Genomic DNA, 15,391 nt, shown 5'->3' on the forward strand with positions numbered 1-15,391 from the left:
TATTTCGGACACCAGGCGCAGCCGGCATCATGAACGATCGAGAAGAAAAATCGGGAGCATACGCCATGAAGACCTTCCCCATCAGCCGCCGCCTGCTCCTGAAATCATCGACCGCGGTCGCAGCGTCGCTGGTGGCGTCACCTGCCTTGATCGGACGCGCGCAGGCCGCGACCACCAAGCTCAAATTGTCGTCGTCGCTGCCCAACGACGCCAAATATGCCAACGGCCGGGTCTATTACGACAATCTGGTCAAGAACCTGAAGGGCAACGGGCTCGGCGAACAGATCGACGTCGCGTTCTACCCCGACAACCAGCTCGGCCAGGAAATCGACGTCATCAATTCCGTCAAGCTCGGGGTGATCGACCTGATGGTGTCGGGCTCGTCGATCTCCGCCAATCTCGTGCCCCTGGTCGGCACCTTCGACCTCGGCTATCTCTTCACCAGCTTCCCGCAGCAGACCAAGGCCTTCGACGCCGGCGCCGCCAAGCCGATCGAGGAGGCGCTGCTCAAGGGCGCCAATATCCGGATCATCGCCTGGGCCTATAATTTCGGCGCCCGCAGCGTGCTGGCGAAGAAGCCGGTGAAGAGCCCGGAAGATCTCGCCGGGCTGAAGATCCGGACGCTGCCCAATCCCGTCATCACCGAGTGCCTGCGCCTGATGGGGGCTGCCGCGACGCCGCTGGCGTTCGGCGAAATCTATACCGCGCTGCAGGCCGGCGTGCTCGACGGGCTCGAACACGATCCGCCGACCATCCTCGCCAGCAAGTTCTACGAGACGTCGAAAAATTACGCGCTGACGCAGCACATCTTCTCGCCGCTGGCGATCTATTTCAGCGATGCCACCTTCAATCGCATGGACCCGAAATTGCGCGAGGGTTTTCTCGACGCCGCGCAAAAGGCCGCCGCCGATACCCGCACCCATGGCCTCGCGGTCGAGAAGGAGGCGCTCGCGCTTCTCGTGGAAAAGGGCGTTACCGTCGTCGAATGCGACAAGGAGGCGTTCCGCAAGCGCGTGCTGCCGCAAACCGAGAATTTCGTGAAGGCGCGCCCCGAAGCAAAACCCGTGGTGGACATGATCCGCGCGACGCAGGCTTGAGGTAGAGACCATGTCAGGCGCCGCGCCCTCGAAGAGCGGCGGCCACCGGATCATCGCATCGCTGCTGGCATTGAGCGACGCAACCGCGGCGATCCTGCTCGCGGCCGATCTGCTGGTGGTCTGCGGCTCGGTGTTGCTGCGCTTTCTGTTCAATGCGCCGGTCGAGTGGTCCGACGACGTCGCGCGCGGCCTGATGGTCGGATCGAGCTTCTTCGGCGCGGCAAGCGCGCTGGCGCGAGCCGAGAATTTCGGCGTGGCGTTCTTCGTTGATATGTTGCCGGGTGCTATCAGGCGCGTGGTCGATGCGGCCGGCGCGCTGCTCGTGACGGTGATCGCGGGCTATGTGGCATTCAACGCCGTGAAACTCGGCTGGCTCACCACCGGGCAGACCTCGGGCTCCGGCTTGCCGCTGGAATGGACGTTCTATCCGATGGGCGTCGGCGCGCTGTTCATGACGATTTTCGCGGCCAACATCTTTCGGCTGCGTCCCTTGCGCGACATGATCGCCGCGGTAGCTGCAACGGGCCTGATCGCGGGCCTCTATCTGGCGTGGGATTTCCTGGCTCCCGCTTCGGTGCCGTCGTCGGGAACGCTGATGCTGGTGGGCTTCTTCATCACCCTGTTCGGCGGCTTGCCGATCGGCTTTGCGCTGGCGCTGGCGGCGCTGATCTTCATCTGGGTCGAAGGCACGCTGCCCGGCGTGATCTTCGCCCAGCAGATGGCGCGTGGCATCGATAATTTCGTGCTGCTCGCGATCCCTTTCTTTATTCTCGTCGGCTATCTGATGGAGGCGAACGGCATGTCGGTTCGCCTGATCGAACTGTTGCAGCGTGGCGTCGGCCGCATGCGCGGCGGCCTCAACGTCGTGATGGTGACATCGATGGTGCTGTTTTCCGGCATCTCCGGCTCCAAGATGGCCGATGTCGCGGCGGTCGGCTCGGTGCTGATCCCCGCGGCCCGCCGTTCCCGGCAGAATCCGGGCAGCGCGGTAGCGCTGCTGGCGGCCTCGGCGGTGATGGCGGAAACCATTCCGCCCTGCATCAACCTGATCATCCTGGGTTTCGTCGCCAACCTGTCGATCGGTGGATTGTTCGTCGCCGGCTTGTTGCCGGCAGGCCTGATGGCCTTGGCGCTGATCGCGGTGTCGATCCTCTTCGGCAAGAGCCGGGCGTCGTTTGCCGAGGTCGAATCCCGGCCTTCGATGTCGGGCCTCTGGAGCGGGGCGATCGCGTCGTTCGGATTGATCTTCATGATCTTCGCCGGCTTCAAGAGCGGGTTCGCGACCGCCACCGAAATTTCAGCGTTTGCGGTGGTCTATGCGCTCGTCATCGGCAGCCTGGTATTCCGCGAACTCGGCCTCAAGACCGCGGCCCACAGTTTCGTGCAGGCGGCAACCCGTTCCGGGCTGGTGCTGTTCATCGTCGCGGCGGCGCAGTCGCTGGCGTTCATTCTGACGCTGCAGCAGGTGCCGCATATGGTCGGCGAAATGATGCTGTCGCTGTCGGGCGCCCACGGCACCTGGCTGTTCATGCTGCTGTCGATCGCAGTCCTGATCGTGATGGGCTCCGTGCTCGAAGGCGCCGCGGCGCTGATCATCTTCGGGCCGCTGCTGTTGCCGGTGGCGACAAAACTCGGCGTCGATCCCCTGCATTTCGGCGTGGTGCTGGTGATCGCGATGGGGATCGGCCTGTTCGCGCCGCCGCTCGGGCTCGGCCTTTACGGGGCCTGCATGATCGGCAACGTGCCGATCGAGCAGACCGTCAAGCCGATCCTGGGCTATCTCGGACTGCTGCTGATGTGCCTGTTGGTGATCGCCTTCGTGCCCGGGATCTCGACCGCGCTGCCGCGCGCGCTCGGCTACTGACGGGGAGAAGCATTCACCTTGAAAGTCCTGTTGACCCATACGCCCCAGGCGAGGGGCCAATATTACGGCGAGCGCAGCCTGAAAGGGCTGCAGGCCATAGCGCAGGTCGTCCAGCATGAGGCCAATGACGCGCTGGACGCGGCCGGCCTGATTGATGCCGCCCGTGACGTCGACATCATCGTGGCCGACCGCCTGACCGAGGGGCCGGCCGAAATTTTTGCGCAGCTGCCGAGACTGCGCGCCTTCGTGCGTTGCGCGGTCGATATCCGCAACATCGATGTCGAGGCGGCAAGTGCTGCGGGCGTGCTGGTGACGCGCGCCGGGCCGGGCTTCGTGGCGTCGGTGGCCGAACTGGCGCTCGGCTTCCTGGTCGATCTGTCGCGCGGCGTTTCGCGGGCGAGCGCGGACTACCATTCGGGGCGGCTGCCGGAGGTGATGATGGGACGGCAGCTTGCCGGCAGCACTCTCGGCATCATCGGTTATGGGAGCATCGGCCGATACCTTGCCGAGATTGCCAGAGCGCTCGGCATGAACATTCTGGTGGCCGATCCCTTTGCGACCGTAACCGACGCTACAATCGAGCATCTGCCGCTGGAGCAACTCCTGGAACGGTCCGACTATGTCGTTTGCCTGGCGGTCGCCAATGACGCCACCGAAAACCTGATCGGGCAGGGGGTGCTGGCGCGAATGCGCAGTCATGCCTTCTTCATCAACCTGTCGCGCGGCAATCTCGTCGACGAGGCCGCACTGAGCGCGGCACTGCGCGAGAACCGCATTGCCGGCGCCGCGATGGATGTGGGCCGCGCCCGCGACCAGATGCCGACACTGGAGCTTGCAAAACTTCCGAATGTCATCGCCACGCCGCATATCGGTGGACTAACTCCGCCCGCGATCGAAAGCCAGTCGTTGGAAACGGTTCGCCAGGTGGAGGCGATCGTCGGCGGCAAGGTGCCGGTGGGCGCCGTCAACGCCGATCGCTGGACGCGCCGCCCGGAATGACAAGATGAAAAAGCTTCCCTTCTTCTACGGCTGGGTCATCGTCGCGGTGACGTTCGTCACCATGGCGATCGGGGTCAATGCGCGCACCGCCTTTTCGCTGTTCTTTCCGCCGATCATCGACGAGTTCGGCTGGGAGCGCGGAGTCACGGCCGGCGCCTTCTCGTTCGGCTTCGTGGTTTCCGGCGCCGTCAGCCCGTTGATCGGCCGGCTGATGGATCGCGCCGGCCCGCGCGCGGTGATGGAACTCGGCGTCGCGTTGATGGCGGGAGGGCTGTTGCTGGCGCCGCTGACGACACAGCCCTGGCATCTCTACGTGACCATCGGCGTCATGGTCGGCGCCGGCAGCATCTGCCTCGGCTACTCCGGCCAATCGCTATTCCTGCCGAACTGGTTCAACCGCCGCCGCGGTCTTGCCATGGGGTTGGCCTTCGCCGGCGTCGGCATCGGCTCCATGACCTTGCTGCCCTGGGTGCAGCACATGATCGAACAGACCGGATGGCGAACCGCCTGCACCGCGATGGGCATCGTGGTTCTGGTCGTGCTGGCCCCGATCAACCTGCTGTTACGCAAACGCCCCGAGGACATCGGGTTGCAGCCGGACGGCGACGCCGCGCCTTCGGCCACCAGCCAACCGGTGTCCTACGTCGTCGATTCCGATTGGGCCGGCATCGACTGGACGCTCGGCCGCGCGCTTCGCACCGCGCGGTTCTGGTGGATTTCGCTGGGCTATTTCGGCGGGTTGTACATCTGGTACGCGGTGCAGGTGCACCAGACCAAATATCTGCTCGATATCGGCTTCAGCCCGAGCGTCGCGGTATGGGCGCTCGGCGCGGTCAGCCTGCTCGGCATTCCCGGCCAGATCGCGCTCGGACATTTGTCGGACAGGGTCGGGCGCGAATGGATCTGGACCGTGAGCTGTCTCGGCTTTGCCATCTGCTTTGCGGCGCTGGTGGCGCTGGCGTCGTTTCCGAGCCTGATGCTGGTATACGTGATGGTACTGGCGCAGGGCGCGCTCGGCTATGGTCTCACCTCCGTCATGGGCGCGGTGGTGCTGGAAATTTTCCAGGGCAAGCATTTCGGCAGCATTTTCGGCAGCGTGATGCTCGCGGCGCTGGCCGGCGGCGCCGCCGGTCCCTGGGTCACCGGTTTTCTGCACGATCTCTCGGGGAGCTATAATTCGGCCTTCGTCATCGGCATTGGGGTCTGTGCGCTGTCATCAATCGCGATCTGGATGGCGTCGCCGCGAAAAATCCGCGCGGTCGCCGGGCAATTGCATCGGGTTCCGGCCGGCTAGATGCAAAAATCGCAAAACGAGCCCATGCAAAGTAGAAAATGGCCCGTCGTTGCGCCCCGGCCTGATCCCATCCCGCTTTAGGCCATCAGCCCAAAATGCAGCGCCGCGATGCTTATGCAGGTCCCCGCGGCGATCGCCCACAGCGGATTGCGCCGGCTGAACACGACGAAGATCGCGGTCGCCAGACTGATCGCGAGCGTCAGCGCGTCGTGATCGGCGGTCCGCATCATCGAGACGCCGCTCGCCAGAATGAGCCCGAGCGTCACCGGAATCAGTCCCTCCTTCAATAGCGCGATCCAGCGCGTCTCCGACCAGCGGTTCACCGCGCGGCCCACGAAGAACGCCAGCGAACAGGACGGGATCATGATCGCAAGCGTCGCGACCAGAAGCCCGGCGAGCCCGGCCAGTTGCCAGCCGATCAGGCTGACCAGGATGATATTGGGGCCGGGCGCCGCATTCGAAATCGCGAACAGATTGGCGAAGACGCCGTCGTTCATCCAGCCCTGGACGTCGACGATCTGGCGCCGGATCTCGGGAAGTACGGCGTTGGCGCCGCCGATCGAAACCAGCGAGAGAACGGCAAAGACGCGCGCGATCTGGATCAGGATGCCGGCGGTCATCCGCGCCGCTCCAGCGCCGCGGCGATGACGCCGAGCGGCACCACCACGCAAACCACGGGAACGAGCGGCCATTGCAGAATGCCGATGGCTGCGAACGCCAGAAAGCCGACCGCCAGCGCCAGCGGCGATGGCTTTATCTTCTGCGCCATCTTCAATGCGGTTCCCAGCACCAGGCCGGAGGCGCCGGCCGCGGCGCCGATCAAAGCTGCCTTCACTTCGGGAACAGTAGCGAAGCGCTGATAGACCACGGCCAGCGACGTCACGATCACCAGCGGCATCGCCATCTGGCCGAGCAGGCAGGCCAATACGCCGCCGATGCCCTGAAAGCGGTCGCCGATCATGACGGAGGCGTTCATGGTGTTGGGGCCGGGCAGGATCTGTCCGATGCCGAGGATCGCGGCGAATTCCTTTTCGGTCAGCCAGCGCCGTTCCTCGATGATCACGTGCCGCGCCCATGGCGCGATGCCGCCGAAGCCGAGCAGGCCGATTTTCAGGAATCCAAGGAAAAGCTCGCGCTTGCTGACGCTGCGCCGCGCTTCCCCTGCCTGATCTCCCTGCAAACCGGTGTTCATGTGTCGCCTCGATGTGAATGTCCCAGTCGATCGCGAATCGACTTGCTGCATCATAGGGAGCCGCCAAATGGCCCGCTTTGAAACGTGGGCCGAAACATGCTTGAATCGGGCCATGGCCAGACACATCCGCGCCCAGGAGCTCGAGGCCGTGCCGCGGCCGGTGACGTCGGTCGGCAATGATTATCCGGCCGGCCATGTCCATCCCGCGCACCGGCACCGGCGCTCGCAGCTGTTGTTCGCCGAATGGGGAACCATGCTGGTGCAGACCGCCGACGGCGCCTGGATGGTGCCCACCCATCAGGGCATCTGGATTCCCGCCGGCGTCAGCCACAGCATCACCATGCTGTCGCGGGTGGCGACAAGGAGCATCTATCTGGAAGGCAGCGTGGCGAAGGGAATGGCAACGCAGTGTCAGGTCGTCGGTATTTCGCCGCTGCTGCGCCAATTGTTGATCGAGGCGGTCGATCTTCCCTCGGAATACGATCCGCACGGCCGCGCCGGCAAGATCATGTCGTTGCTGGTCGATGAAATCCACGCGGCGCCGGTGCTTCCGCTCAGCCTGCCGCTTCCGAACCACGCGCGGCTGGCGCAACGGTGCCAGCGGTTTCTCGCGCATCCGACTGCGCAGGACACGCTCGCGCTTTGGGCCCGCGAACTCGGCCTGGGCCGGCGGACGTTCACCCGCCTGTTCAGGCAGGAGACCGGCCTTGGTTTCTCCGCCTGGCAACGCCGTGCCTGCCTGCTGCAGGCCATGCCGCGGCTGCTCGGGGGTGAACGGGTGACGACGATCGCCTACGACCTCGGCTATTCCAGTCCGGCCGCTTTCACCGTGATGTTCAAGCAGCTGGTTGGGCTTTCGCCAAATGCCTATCGCAGAGCCGCGCCAGCCACGGCTTTAGGACGATGAATTTCCGATTGCTCGCTGCAGATCGCCGATGGCGCGCAGAAAGCTGTCGGCCGGCGTGGTCTCCGGATCGATCAGACGGTGCAGGCGAAAGCCGTCCTCGAGCGCGAGCAGGACGGCGCCGGTCCATGTCGGGTTCAGCGACCCGTCCTTGCCGCTGTTCTTTAAAGCGGTCTCGACGATATCCGCGATCAGTTTTCGCCTGGCCCGCAGGTGCTTGGCGAGGTCGGGTCTGCGCTTTTCGGCCCGCGCCACGAACAGGATCATCTCCATGTGCAGCAGGGGAGAACGGGCGAGCGGATCCTGCCGGCTGCGGTCCATGGTCTTCAGCGCATCGATGAAATCCGCGATGTTCTTGTGCCGGGCGAGAAGATCGAGATTGCGTCGTATCGATTGCTCGACGTGATCCTCCAGCATGGCGATGATCAGCTCCTCCTTGCTCTTGAAATTCGAATAGAACGCCCCGCGCGTGAAGCCGGCCGCGGCCGCGATCGCCTCGATGCTGGCGCCGCCGATTCCCTGCTCTTCGAAGACGCGCGCCGCCGCCTCGAACAGCTTTTCGCAGGTATTGTCCCGGGTCGGTCTGGTTCGAACTCTTGACATCCGACGATTTTAGGTCAGAATGCAACTCGATACAATAGTGTATCGACTTTCAGGCTTCGGCCGGCCGCATGGTGTCCGGCCCTTGAAGGCGCCGATGCGCTTCAACGCGGTAACCAATTGAGGTCACGATGAACGAGCATGTTCAGGCCGCGGCGACCGAGCCGTTGTTCAACCCGATGTCGCCGGAGTTCATCCGGGATCCCTATCCGCATTACGAGCGCCTGCGCACCACCGATCCGATGCATGTCACCCCGCTCGGCGCCTTTGTCGCCAGTCGGCACGCCGAGGCGAGCCTGGTGCTGCGCGACAAGCGTTTCGGCAAGGATTACGTCGAGCGGACCAAGCGACGCTATCGGCCTGAAATCATGGAGGAGCCGATCTTCCGCAGCATGAGCCACTGGATGCTCCAGCAGGACCCGCCGGATCACACCCGCTTGCGCGGCCTGGTGGTGAAGGCGTTCACCGCGCGCCGGGTCGAGGACATGCGCCCGCGGATACAGCAGATCGTCGACCAAACGCTCGATCGCATCGTGCCGCAGGGCCAGATGGACCTGATCGAGGATTTCGCGTTCCGCCTGCCGGTCACCATCATTTGCGACATGCTCGGCATCCCCGAGGAGCATCGCGAGATATTTTATAGCAGCTCGCGCGATGGCGGCCGGATTCTCGATCCGGTGCCGATGTCGCCGGAGGAAATCGCGAAAAGTAACGCCGGCAACGCGCTGGCGCAGATGTATTTCCAGCAGCTGTTCGAGCTGCGGCGGAAGAATCCCGGCGACGATCTGACCACGCAGCTGGTGCAGGCCGAGGAAGACGGCAGCAAGCTCTCCAACGAGGAACTGACCGCCAACATCATCCTCCTGTTCGGCGCCGGCCACGAGACCACGGTTAACCTGATCGGTAACGGGCTGTTGGCGCTGCATCGCAATCCCGATCAACTGGCGCTGCTCAAGGCCAATCCCTCGCTGATCACCAACGCCATCGAGGAGTTCCTGCGTTACGATTCCTCGGTGCAGATGGCCGGCCGGGTAGCGCTGGAGGACATCGAGGACCTCGGCGGCAAGCGGATCCCGAAGGGCGATAGCGTGCTGTGCCTGCTGGGTTCGGCCAACCGCGACCCGGCGGTCTATCCCGACCGGCCGGACCAGCTCGACATCACGAGACCAAATGTGAAACCGCTGTCCTTTGGCGGCGGCATCCACTTCTGTCTCGGCGCCCAGCTGGCGCGGATCGAGGCCGAGGTCGCAATCGCGACCCTGCTGCGCCGGTTGCCGGAACTTCGGCTCGACAACGCCGAAAATCCGGAATGGCGGCCGACCTTCGTGCTGCGCGGTCTCAAGAGGCTCCCCGCCAGCTGGTAATGTCGTCGAGTTGTCGTCTACGAAAGCCACTCCACCGGCACATCCAAGGCTTGCGCGAGCTTCGCGATGGTCTCGGGGGTTCCTGTACGGCGCCCGCTTTCGAGATCCGACAGATAGCCCTGACCGATACCTGTTTTGAAGTTCAAACGCAGTTGTGTCTCGCCGCGCCAGTTGCGAATGGCTTTTAGCCGACTCTCACCTCGAAGAATCGCAGCGCTAACCTCCGGGGGCAGCACGCCGCCGCCAGTAGCCAATTCGGCCTTCCGAGCATCATAGATGGCGACGTCTTCGGCATCCTCGGCCTCGCGATCGGCGCGCTCGAGGAGCGCCTCATATTCGGCCCGGGGCAGCACCACCAGCTCTTCGCCGCCGGGCGTCCGAATAATCTGCGGTCCACTCATCGCCTTAGCTCCTCTTGTACGTCGTCGTGGCCCGGCGGCCGATGTAGATCGCCAGGATCGTGGTCGCATCCTCGTCGAAGATTACCCTGTAGCTGCCAATGCGGAGGCGGTAGCCGTCGCGGCCCGCGGTCATTCAATCGCCGCGCGTCAGCGCCATGATGGCATCGGTGCTCATTGCGACATCGCCACGGCCCCGTAGATGGGCGACAAGGCGAGCGCCGCGACCGTCCCTCTTACCGGCTTTGGCGCGAACAATGCGCACGACCTTGCCGTCGAACTCGAATTCCACTTCCGTCTGCGGCAGCAGACCCGCCCGCTCGCGGATTTCAGCCGGAATGGTCACCTGACCCTTGGACGTAATGCGCATGGCGGCCTCCTTACTCGTACGTGTAAGAGTAAGGGACTCGGTATTGATTTGCTAGGCTCGGTCGGCCGGGCATCTGCGGGGCAAATCGGCCACGGTCAGTTGATCGCAAGGTGGCGGGCCACGAACCACGATGATCAGCAATACGGCTACGCGCCATTCACCCATCGCCCCTTGCCCTCCCTTTCGATTTCCGGTACGATTTCCGGAAACGCGGAGGCGCCGGAATGGCCAAGGCAAAATCATCTCTTGCGACGCACCGCGCGCGGATGGCGCGCCAGGGTTTCGTACGGGTCGAGGTCAACGTCCGCAAGGATGATGCAAGCCTCGTCCGCCGTGTTGCGGCTGCCTTATCGGATCCATCGCGCCAGGCCGAGGCGCGCAGGCTTCTCCAGCAACGTTTTGGCGAGCCGCCCAAAGTGAGCCTGAAGGCGCTTCTTGCGTCCGCACCACTCGAGGGCATCGACCTCGATCGCAGTCCTGCCCCTGGACGTGAAGTCGATCTGTGAGCTACCTGATCGATACCAACATCATTTCCGAGGTCCGAAAGGGTGCTCGTTGCAACGCCGATGTGGCCGCCTGGTATGCGTCTGTTGCTGATGAAGAACTCTTCCTGAGTACGCTCGTGCTTGGTGAGATACGAAAGGGCGTTGAACTTGCACGCCCTCGGGACTCGGGCAAGGCTGTGGCGCTCGAACGCTGGTTGCGGGAAGTAGAGTTGGCATTCGATGGGCGGGTGCTCAGCATCGATAACGCAGTGTCCGATCAATGGGGCCGTATGACCGCCATCAGGCCGCTGCCGGCTATCGATGGCCTGCTCGCGGCGACCGCTTTGACCCATGGCCTGACACTGGTGACGCGCAATGACCGCGACGTCGCCGGTCTGGGCGCCATGGTGCTCAATCCGTTCAAGGGCGCCGGAAACAACCGTTGATCGCAATATCGGCGGCGCTTGAACGGAGCGGCGCGTCATAGCGTAGAAGCGGCGGGTGCCACGAACGATGAAGATGAGCACTATGTCTACGCTATAGCTCTATGATTGGTTTGAATCTTTGCCAACGTTGGGATCGGAAATCGACACCATCTGGTGCCCGTCTCCCGTCCAAGTGCGCACGTCGTCCAAGTGCTCGATGCCGCACCGATCATCCTTCGCCAACGCACCCAGAGACGTCTCCGATGGCATCGCCGCCGGTGGCCACCTCAACAGACGCAACCGACGTCGCACCCGGCAGGTTTTCATGGGATCGAAGAGTGATTTTCTCAGAACGCTCGCCGCCATTTCCGGTGTAAAATCGGCGATCGCAGTTCTGTTCCGGACTGGCGGGGCGCGGGGGATTCGAACCCCCAACATCCCGTTTGGCAAACGGACGCCTCTACCGTTGGGCTACCGCCGCACAGTGAAGCAACACCGAAATGCTGCTTCTGGTGCCTCTAGAATTGAACCGGCAGAATAGCACTAAAATTCAAATTAGGACACTACCCACCCCGGTGCTGTGACTTCGCCACAGTTGTCTCTATATATGGCGCTGCTCCGGCGCTGAATTTGGCGCGGCAGCGGTGGGCTGTCCGGCCGACGGATCGCGTGGTGCCGCACTGATCGCACCGGGGCGTGCTCAAAGGGAGACACCGTGCAGACGACGCTGCTCGGATTGGCGATTGCCTTTATCATCGCGCTGATGGCCGCGTTGATCGGGCCGTATTTCATCGACTGGAACCAGTTCCGGCCGCAATTCGAGGCCGAGGCGACGCAGGTCATCGGCGCGCCGGTGCGGGTCTCGGGCGAGCTTGATGCGCGTCTGTTGCCGACGCCGTCGCTGCGGCTGCGCTCGGTCGTGGTCGGCGGCCCCAATGATCTCGGCAGGGTTCGGGCCGACAAGCTCGACGTGGAGTTCAGCCTGGGTTCGCTGATGCGCGGCGAATGGCGCGCCGACCAGCTCGCGATCAACGGCCTGTCACTCGATCTCGGCCTCGATTCGCAAGGGCGGATCGACTGGCCGGCCTCGACCGGCAAGTTCAACCTGGGGACGCTCTCGATCGACCGGTTGAACCTGACCGGCCGCATCGCGCTGCATGACGCCGCAAGCCGCGGCACGCTCGAGCTGAACGATATCGCCTTCTCCGGCGATGTGCGTTCGCTGGCCGGCGCGGTGCGCGGCGACGGTCAATTCACGCTGTCCGGCGTACGCTATCCGTTTCGCGTCTCGTCCGGCCAGAGCGTCGATGGCAACGCCACCCGCGTTCACCTCAACATCGATCCCGGCGCCCGCGCATTCTCCGCCGATCTCGAGGGCATGCTGAGCTTCGAGTCGCGCGCGCCGCGCTTCGACGGCACGCTTTCTTTGGCCGCACCCGCGGGCCTCAAGGCCAAGGGCGACGTCCCGATCACGCCCTGGAAGATTTCGGCCAAGGTCAAGGCCGATCCGGCCACCGCCCGGCTCGATCAGCTCGATGCCAGCTACGGACCCGAGGAGAACGCGCTGCGGCTTTCGGGGCTCGGCGATATCAGCTTCGGCGCCGCGCCGCAATTTCATGCGGCGCTGTCGGCGCGGCAGCTCGATGCCGACAAGTTCATCGCGGGGGATAACGGCGCCGCGCCGCTGCGATTGTTGCCGGCGTTGCGTGCGCTGATGGCGGACGTTCCGCGGGTGCCGATACCGACGCAGATCGAGGTCAGTTCCGAACAGATCATGCTGGGCGGGCGTCCGGTGCAGAATCTGGCCGCCGAGTTCGGCAGCGACGGCAAGTCCTGGAGCATCGACCGGCTGGATTTTCGCGCTCCCGGCTCGACGCTGGTGTCGCTGACCGGCAGCAATTTGCAAACCGCAGCCGGTGGCTTCAGCGGCGCGCTCACGGTTGAATCCTCGGACCCGGATGCGCTCACCGCCTGGCTGCAGGGCCGCAGCGAGGTCGGCTGGCGCAGCCAGAAACCGCTGCGGCTGCACGGCGATGTCAGCGTCGTCCCGGATCGCATCGCCGTCGACGCCTTGAAGGCCGAGTTCGACGGCGGCGCCGTCGAGGGGCGGGTCTCGCTCGTAAATCCGGCCGCCGGCGGCTCCCGCCTCGAAGCGGCGCTGAAGGGCGAACGGCTCGATCTCGATGCCGCTTCTGCCTTCGCGCGCTCGCTGGCAGGCCCGCAAGGCGAGTGGCCCGACGAAGGAAAACTGTCGCTGGAGATCGGTCACGCCGCCTTCGCCGGCCAGGAGTTAAGGCCCTTCATGGTCAAAGTCGGCTACGGTCCGAAGACTGTTACGCTCGACCAGCTCAGGGTCGGCGAAGCCGGCGGCGTGACGCTGGAAGGCGCCGGCGATTTCGACCGCGTCAACGCGACCGGCAAGCTGGCGCTCGGTTCCAGCGCCGCCTCGCTCCATCAGATCACGGCGCTGATCGCGCCGCTTTCGCCGGCGCTGGCGTCGCGGCTCGATTCGGCCGGGCTGGATCCCGGTCCGGTGCGGCTGAAGCTGGCGTTGGGCGTCGACAACAACGCGCAGCATGCCGATCGCGCCAGCGCACGCGCCGTTCTCGACCTCGATACGCCGCAGCTCAAGGGCTCGGTGACGCTTGCGGCGACGCCCGACAAGGCGGTGCTGCGCGGCATCGATCTCGAAAAACTCCGGCACAGCGAATTCAGCATCGAATCGAAGCTGTGGGCGGAGCAGGGCCGCACCCTGCTGGTGCTGTTCGGGCTCGACCGCGCGATTGCTGCCGGCGACGGCGTGGCGCAATTCGAGGGATCGGCGACGGGTGTCTGGCGCGCGCCGTTGCGGCTGAAGGCGAAGCTATCGGGCGCCGGGCTCGACGCCGACGCCCAGGGGACCGCCGAGCCGTGGGCGCAGGAAACCAAGGCCGGCGTCAGCCTGAACGTTCGCCGCGCCAGCCTCGCGCCGCTGTTCGACCTCAAGGCCAGCGACCCACTGGCGCAGAACGTCAGCCTGTCATCGCGGGTATCGCTCGACGGCAACCGGCTCGCCTTCGACGATCTCGACAGCACGATCGCCGGCTCGCGGCTGCGCGGGCGCCTCGCCGTGACGCTCGGCGACGAAAGCAATGTCGAGGGCGAGTTAGGACTGGACGCGCTCGATCTCAAGCCGGCTTTTTCGCTGGCGATCGGCGCGGCCGGACGCGATGCAACCGAGCCGCTCGGTATTGGATTGACAAAAGGCTGGCGCGGCCGCATCGCGTTTCAGGCGCTGCGCGGCGCGCTGCCCGACGGCATCGAGTTGCGTCCGGTCAGCGGCAGCGTCACCAGCGACGGCCAGTCGCTGACCCTCGACGGCATCAAGGCGGGGCTCGGCGGCGGCGAGGTGACCGCCAATATCGACGCCAGGCAGAGCCCGAATGGCATCGCGGTGAATGCGCGGCTGCAGCTTTCGGGCGTCGATGGCACGGCGCTGCATTATCGCGGGCTGGCAATGCCCGCCGGCCGCGTCGCGATGCAGATGACATTGACGAGCCAGGGCCGCAGCGCCTCGGCGCTGACCGGCGCCCTGTCCGGCAGCGGCACCGTGACGCTGGAATCCGCGCGCTTCAAGGGCCTCGATCCGGGCGCCTTCGACACCGCGATCCGCGCCAGCGACAGCGGCCAGGCCACCGACGACGCAAGACTGCGACAGATCGTCGAGCCGGTGCTGTCGAACGGCGTGCTGTCGGTCAAGTCGGCGCAAATTCCATTCAGCATCGGCGACGGACGGCTGCGCGTCGGCGCCACCACGCTGGAGGCCGACGGCGCCCGTGCCATCATCTCCGGCGGCTACGATATTCCGGCCGACCAGGCCGATCTTCGCGCCACGCTGTCGTCGACGACGGCAGGACAAGCCGCCAGCCATCCGGAAATCCAGCTGTTCGCGGCGGGTTCGCCGGATGCGCTCGTGCGCAGCGTCGACGTGGCGTCGCTGTCGTCGTGGCTTGCGGTGCGGGCGATCGATCGCGAAACGCGCCGGCTCGATTCGATCGAGCGCGGCGAGCCGCCGCCGGCGTTGATGCCGGCCTCGATTCCACCGCCGGCAGGCGCAGCGCCTTCGTTCGCGACCCCGGACGCCACGCCACCGAACCAGCCGACTTCCGATGTTTCGATCCCCGGCCCCGGTCCACGCCGCCTGCCGCTCAAGCCCAAGGCGAGCGCGCCGCGTCCGCCTGCTGCTGCGGCGGCGCCGAATCCAAATCCGGCTCCGAACGCGCCGGTCGTCAGCCAGCAGGTCGCGCCGCTGCCGCCGCCGATCGAGATTCGCCCGGCGCCCGGCAGCCCTGTCGTCGCGCGGCCGAAGCCGAAACCGCCGCTGGTGCTGACCCCGCCGGCGGCACCGCCCCCGCGATAG

Annotated in this window: 15 protein-coding genes; 9 read left to right on the top strand and 6 right to left on the bottom strand. The window is 65.1% G+C overall.

The annotated features are described in order from the left end of the window. Window positions 1–65 precede the first annotated feature (65 nt). Genes VK804_RS10165 through VK804_RS10180 form a run of 4 tightly spaced genes read left to right on the top strand, consistent with a single transcriptional unit; the run spans window position 66 to window position 5,254 of the window. The gene (locus tag VK804_RS10165; RefSeq protein ID WP_325370550.1) at window positions 66–1,097 is read left to right on the top strand and encodes a TRAP transporter substrate-binding protein; all 1,032 of its coding nucleotides are present in this window, start codon (window positions 66–68) and stop codon (window positions 1,095–1,097) included. A 10-nt stretch (window positions 1,098–1,107) separates the two neighbouring features. Beyond that, the gene (locus VK804_RS10170; RefSeq protein WP_325370552.1) at window positions 1,108–2,961 is read left to right on the top strand and encodes a TRAP transporter large permease subunit; all 1,854 of its coding nucleotides are present in this window, start codon (window positions 1,108–1,110) and stop codon (window positions 2,959–2,961) included. An 18-nt stretch (window positions 2,962–2,979) separates the two neighbouring features. Then, window positions 2,980–3,960, top strand: a complete 981-nt coding sequence (locus VK804_RS10175; RefSeq protein WP_325370554.1) for an NAD(P)-dependent oxidoreductase — start codon at window positions 2,980–2,982, stop codon at window positions 3,958–3,960. A 4-nt stretch (window positions 3,961–3,964) separates the two neighbouring features. After that, entirely contained in the window at window positions 3,965–5,254 is a 1,290-nt protein-coding gene (locus VK804_RS10180) for an MFS transporter (protein ID WP_325370556.1), read from the top strand. A 77-nt stretch (window positions 5,255–5,331) separates the two neighbouring features. Here VK804_RS10180 and VK804_RS10185 read toward each other — a convergent pair whose 3' ends face one another. Both VK804_RS10185 and VK804_RS10190 read right to left on the bottom strand, forming a co-directional pair. Continuing rightward, window positions 5,332–5,874, bottom strand: a complete 543-nt coding sequence (locus VK804_RS10185; protein ID WP_325370558.1) for a chromate transporter — start codon at window positions 5,872–5,874, stop codon at window positions 5,332–5,334. Continuing rightward, entirely contained in the window at window positions 5,871–6,446 is a 576-nt protein-coding gene (locus VK804_RS10190; protein WP_325370560.1) for a chromate transporter, read from the bottom strand. Before VK804_RS10190 ends, VK804_RS10185 begins: the two co-directional genes overlap by 4 nt. Window positions 6,447–6,558: 112 nt before the next feature. Between VK804_RS10190 and VK804_RS10195 the strand changes: the two genes are divergently transcribed. Further along, entirely contained in the window at window positions 6,559–7,353 is a 795-nt protein-coding gene (locus VK804_RS10195) for a helix-turn-helix transcriptional regulator (protein WP_325370562.1), read from the top strand. Here the strand turns inward: VK804_RS10195 and VK804_RS10200 are convergent. Continuing rightward, window positions 7,342–7,953 (bottom strand): TetR/AcrR family transcriptional regulator, encoded by a 612-nt coding sequence (locus VK804_RS10200; RefSeq protein WP_325370564.1) that lies wholly within the window; start codon window positions 7,951–7,953, stop codon window positions 7,342–7,344. The genes VK804_RS10195 and VK804_RS10200 overlap by 12 nt on opposite strands. A gap of 128 nt (window positions 7,954–8,081) precedes the next feature. On the opposite strand from VK804_RS10200, the gene VK804_RS10205 reads away from it, so the two are divergent. After that, entirely contained in the window at window positions 8,082–9,314 is a 1,233-nt protein-coding gene (locus VK804_RS10205) for a cytochrome P450 (RefSeq protein ID WP_325370566.1), read from the top strand. Window positions 9,315–9,331: 17 nt separating this feature from the next. Here the strand turns inward: VK804_RS10205 and VK804_RS10210 are convergent, their stop codons facing one another. From VK804_RS10210 to VK804_RS10220, 3 genes are read right to left on the bottom strand one after another with little or no spacing between them, the layout of a single operon-like run. Then, window positions 9,332–9,715 carry a helix-turn-helix transcriptional regulator gene (locus VK804_RS10210; RefSeq protein WP_325370568.1) on the bottom strand — a complete coding sequence of 128 codons (384 nt, stop codon included), beginning with the start codon at window positions 9,713–9,715 and terminating at the stop codon, window positions 9,332–9,334. Between the two features lie 4 nt (window positions 9,716–9,719). Then, window positions 9,720–9,848 carry a hypothetical protein gene (locus VK804_RS10215; RefSeq protein WP_325370570.1) on the bottom strand — a complete coding sequence of 43 codons (129 nt, stop codon included), beginning with the start codon at window positions 9,846–9,848 and terminating at the stop codon, window positions 9,720–9,722. Beyond that, on the bottom strand, window positions 9,849–10,082 hold the full coding sequence (locus tag VK804_RS10220; RefSeq protein WP_325370572.1) for an AbrB/MazE/SpoVT family DNA-binding domain-containing protein: 234 nt from the start codon (window positions 10,080–10,082) through the stop codon (window positions 9,849–9,851). Window positions 10,083–10,306: 224 nt separating this feature from the next. On the opposite strand from VK804_RS10220, the gene VK804_RS10225 reads away from it, so the two are divergent. The 3 genes from VK804_RS10225 (at window position 10,307) to VK804_RS10235 (ending at window position 15,391) form a co-directional block, all read left to right on the top strand. After that, window positions 10,307–10,588 (top strand): hypothetical protein, encoded by a 282-nt coding sequence (locus VK804_RS10225; RefSeq protein WP_325370574.1) that lies wholly within the window; start codon window positions 10,307–10,309, stop codon window positions 10,586–10,588. Further along, window positions 10,585–11,013 carry a type II toxin-antitoxin system VapC family toxin gene (locus tag VK804_RS10230; protein WP_325370576.1) on the top strand — a complete coding sequence of 143 codons (429 nt, stop codon included), beginning with the start codon at window positions 10,585–10,587 and terminating at the stop codon, window positions 11,011–11,013. The genes VK804_RS10225 and VK804_RS10230 overlap by 4 nt, the downstream gene beginning before the upstream one ends. A 694-nt stretch (window positions 11,014–11,707) precedes the next feature. Next, a complete protein-coding gene (locus VK804_RS10235; protein WP_325370578.1) occupies window positions 11,708–15,391 on the top strand; it encodes an AsmA family protein in 3,684 nt (1,227 codons plus the stop codon).

Source organism: Bradyrhizobium sp. (assembly GCF_035484855.1).
Lineage (GTDB): Bacteria > Pseudomonadota > Alphaproteobacteria > Rhizobiales > Xanthobacteraceae > Bradyrhizobium.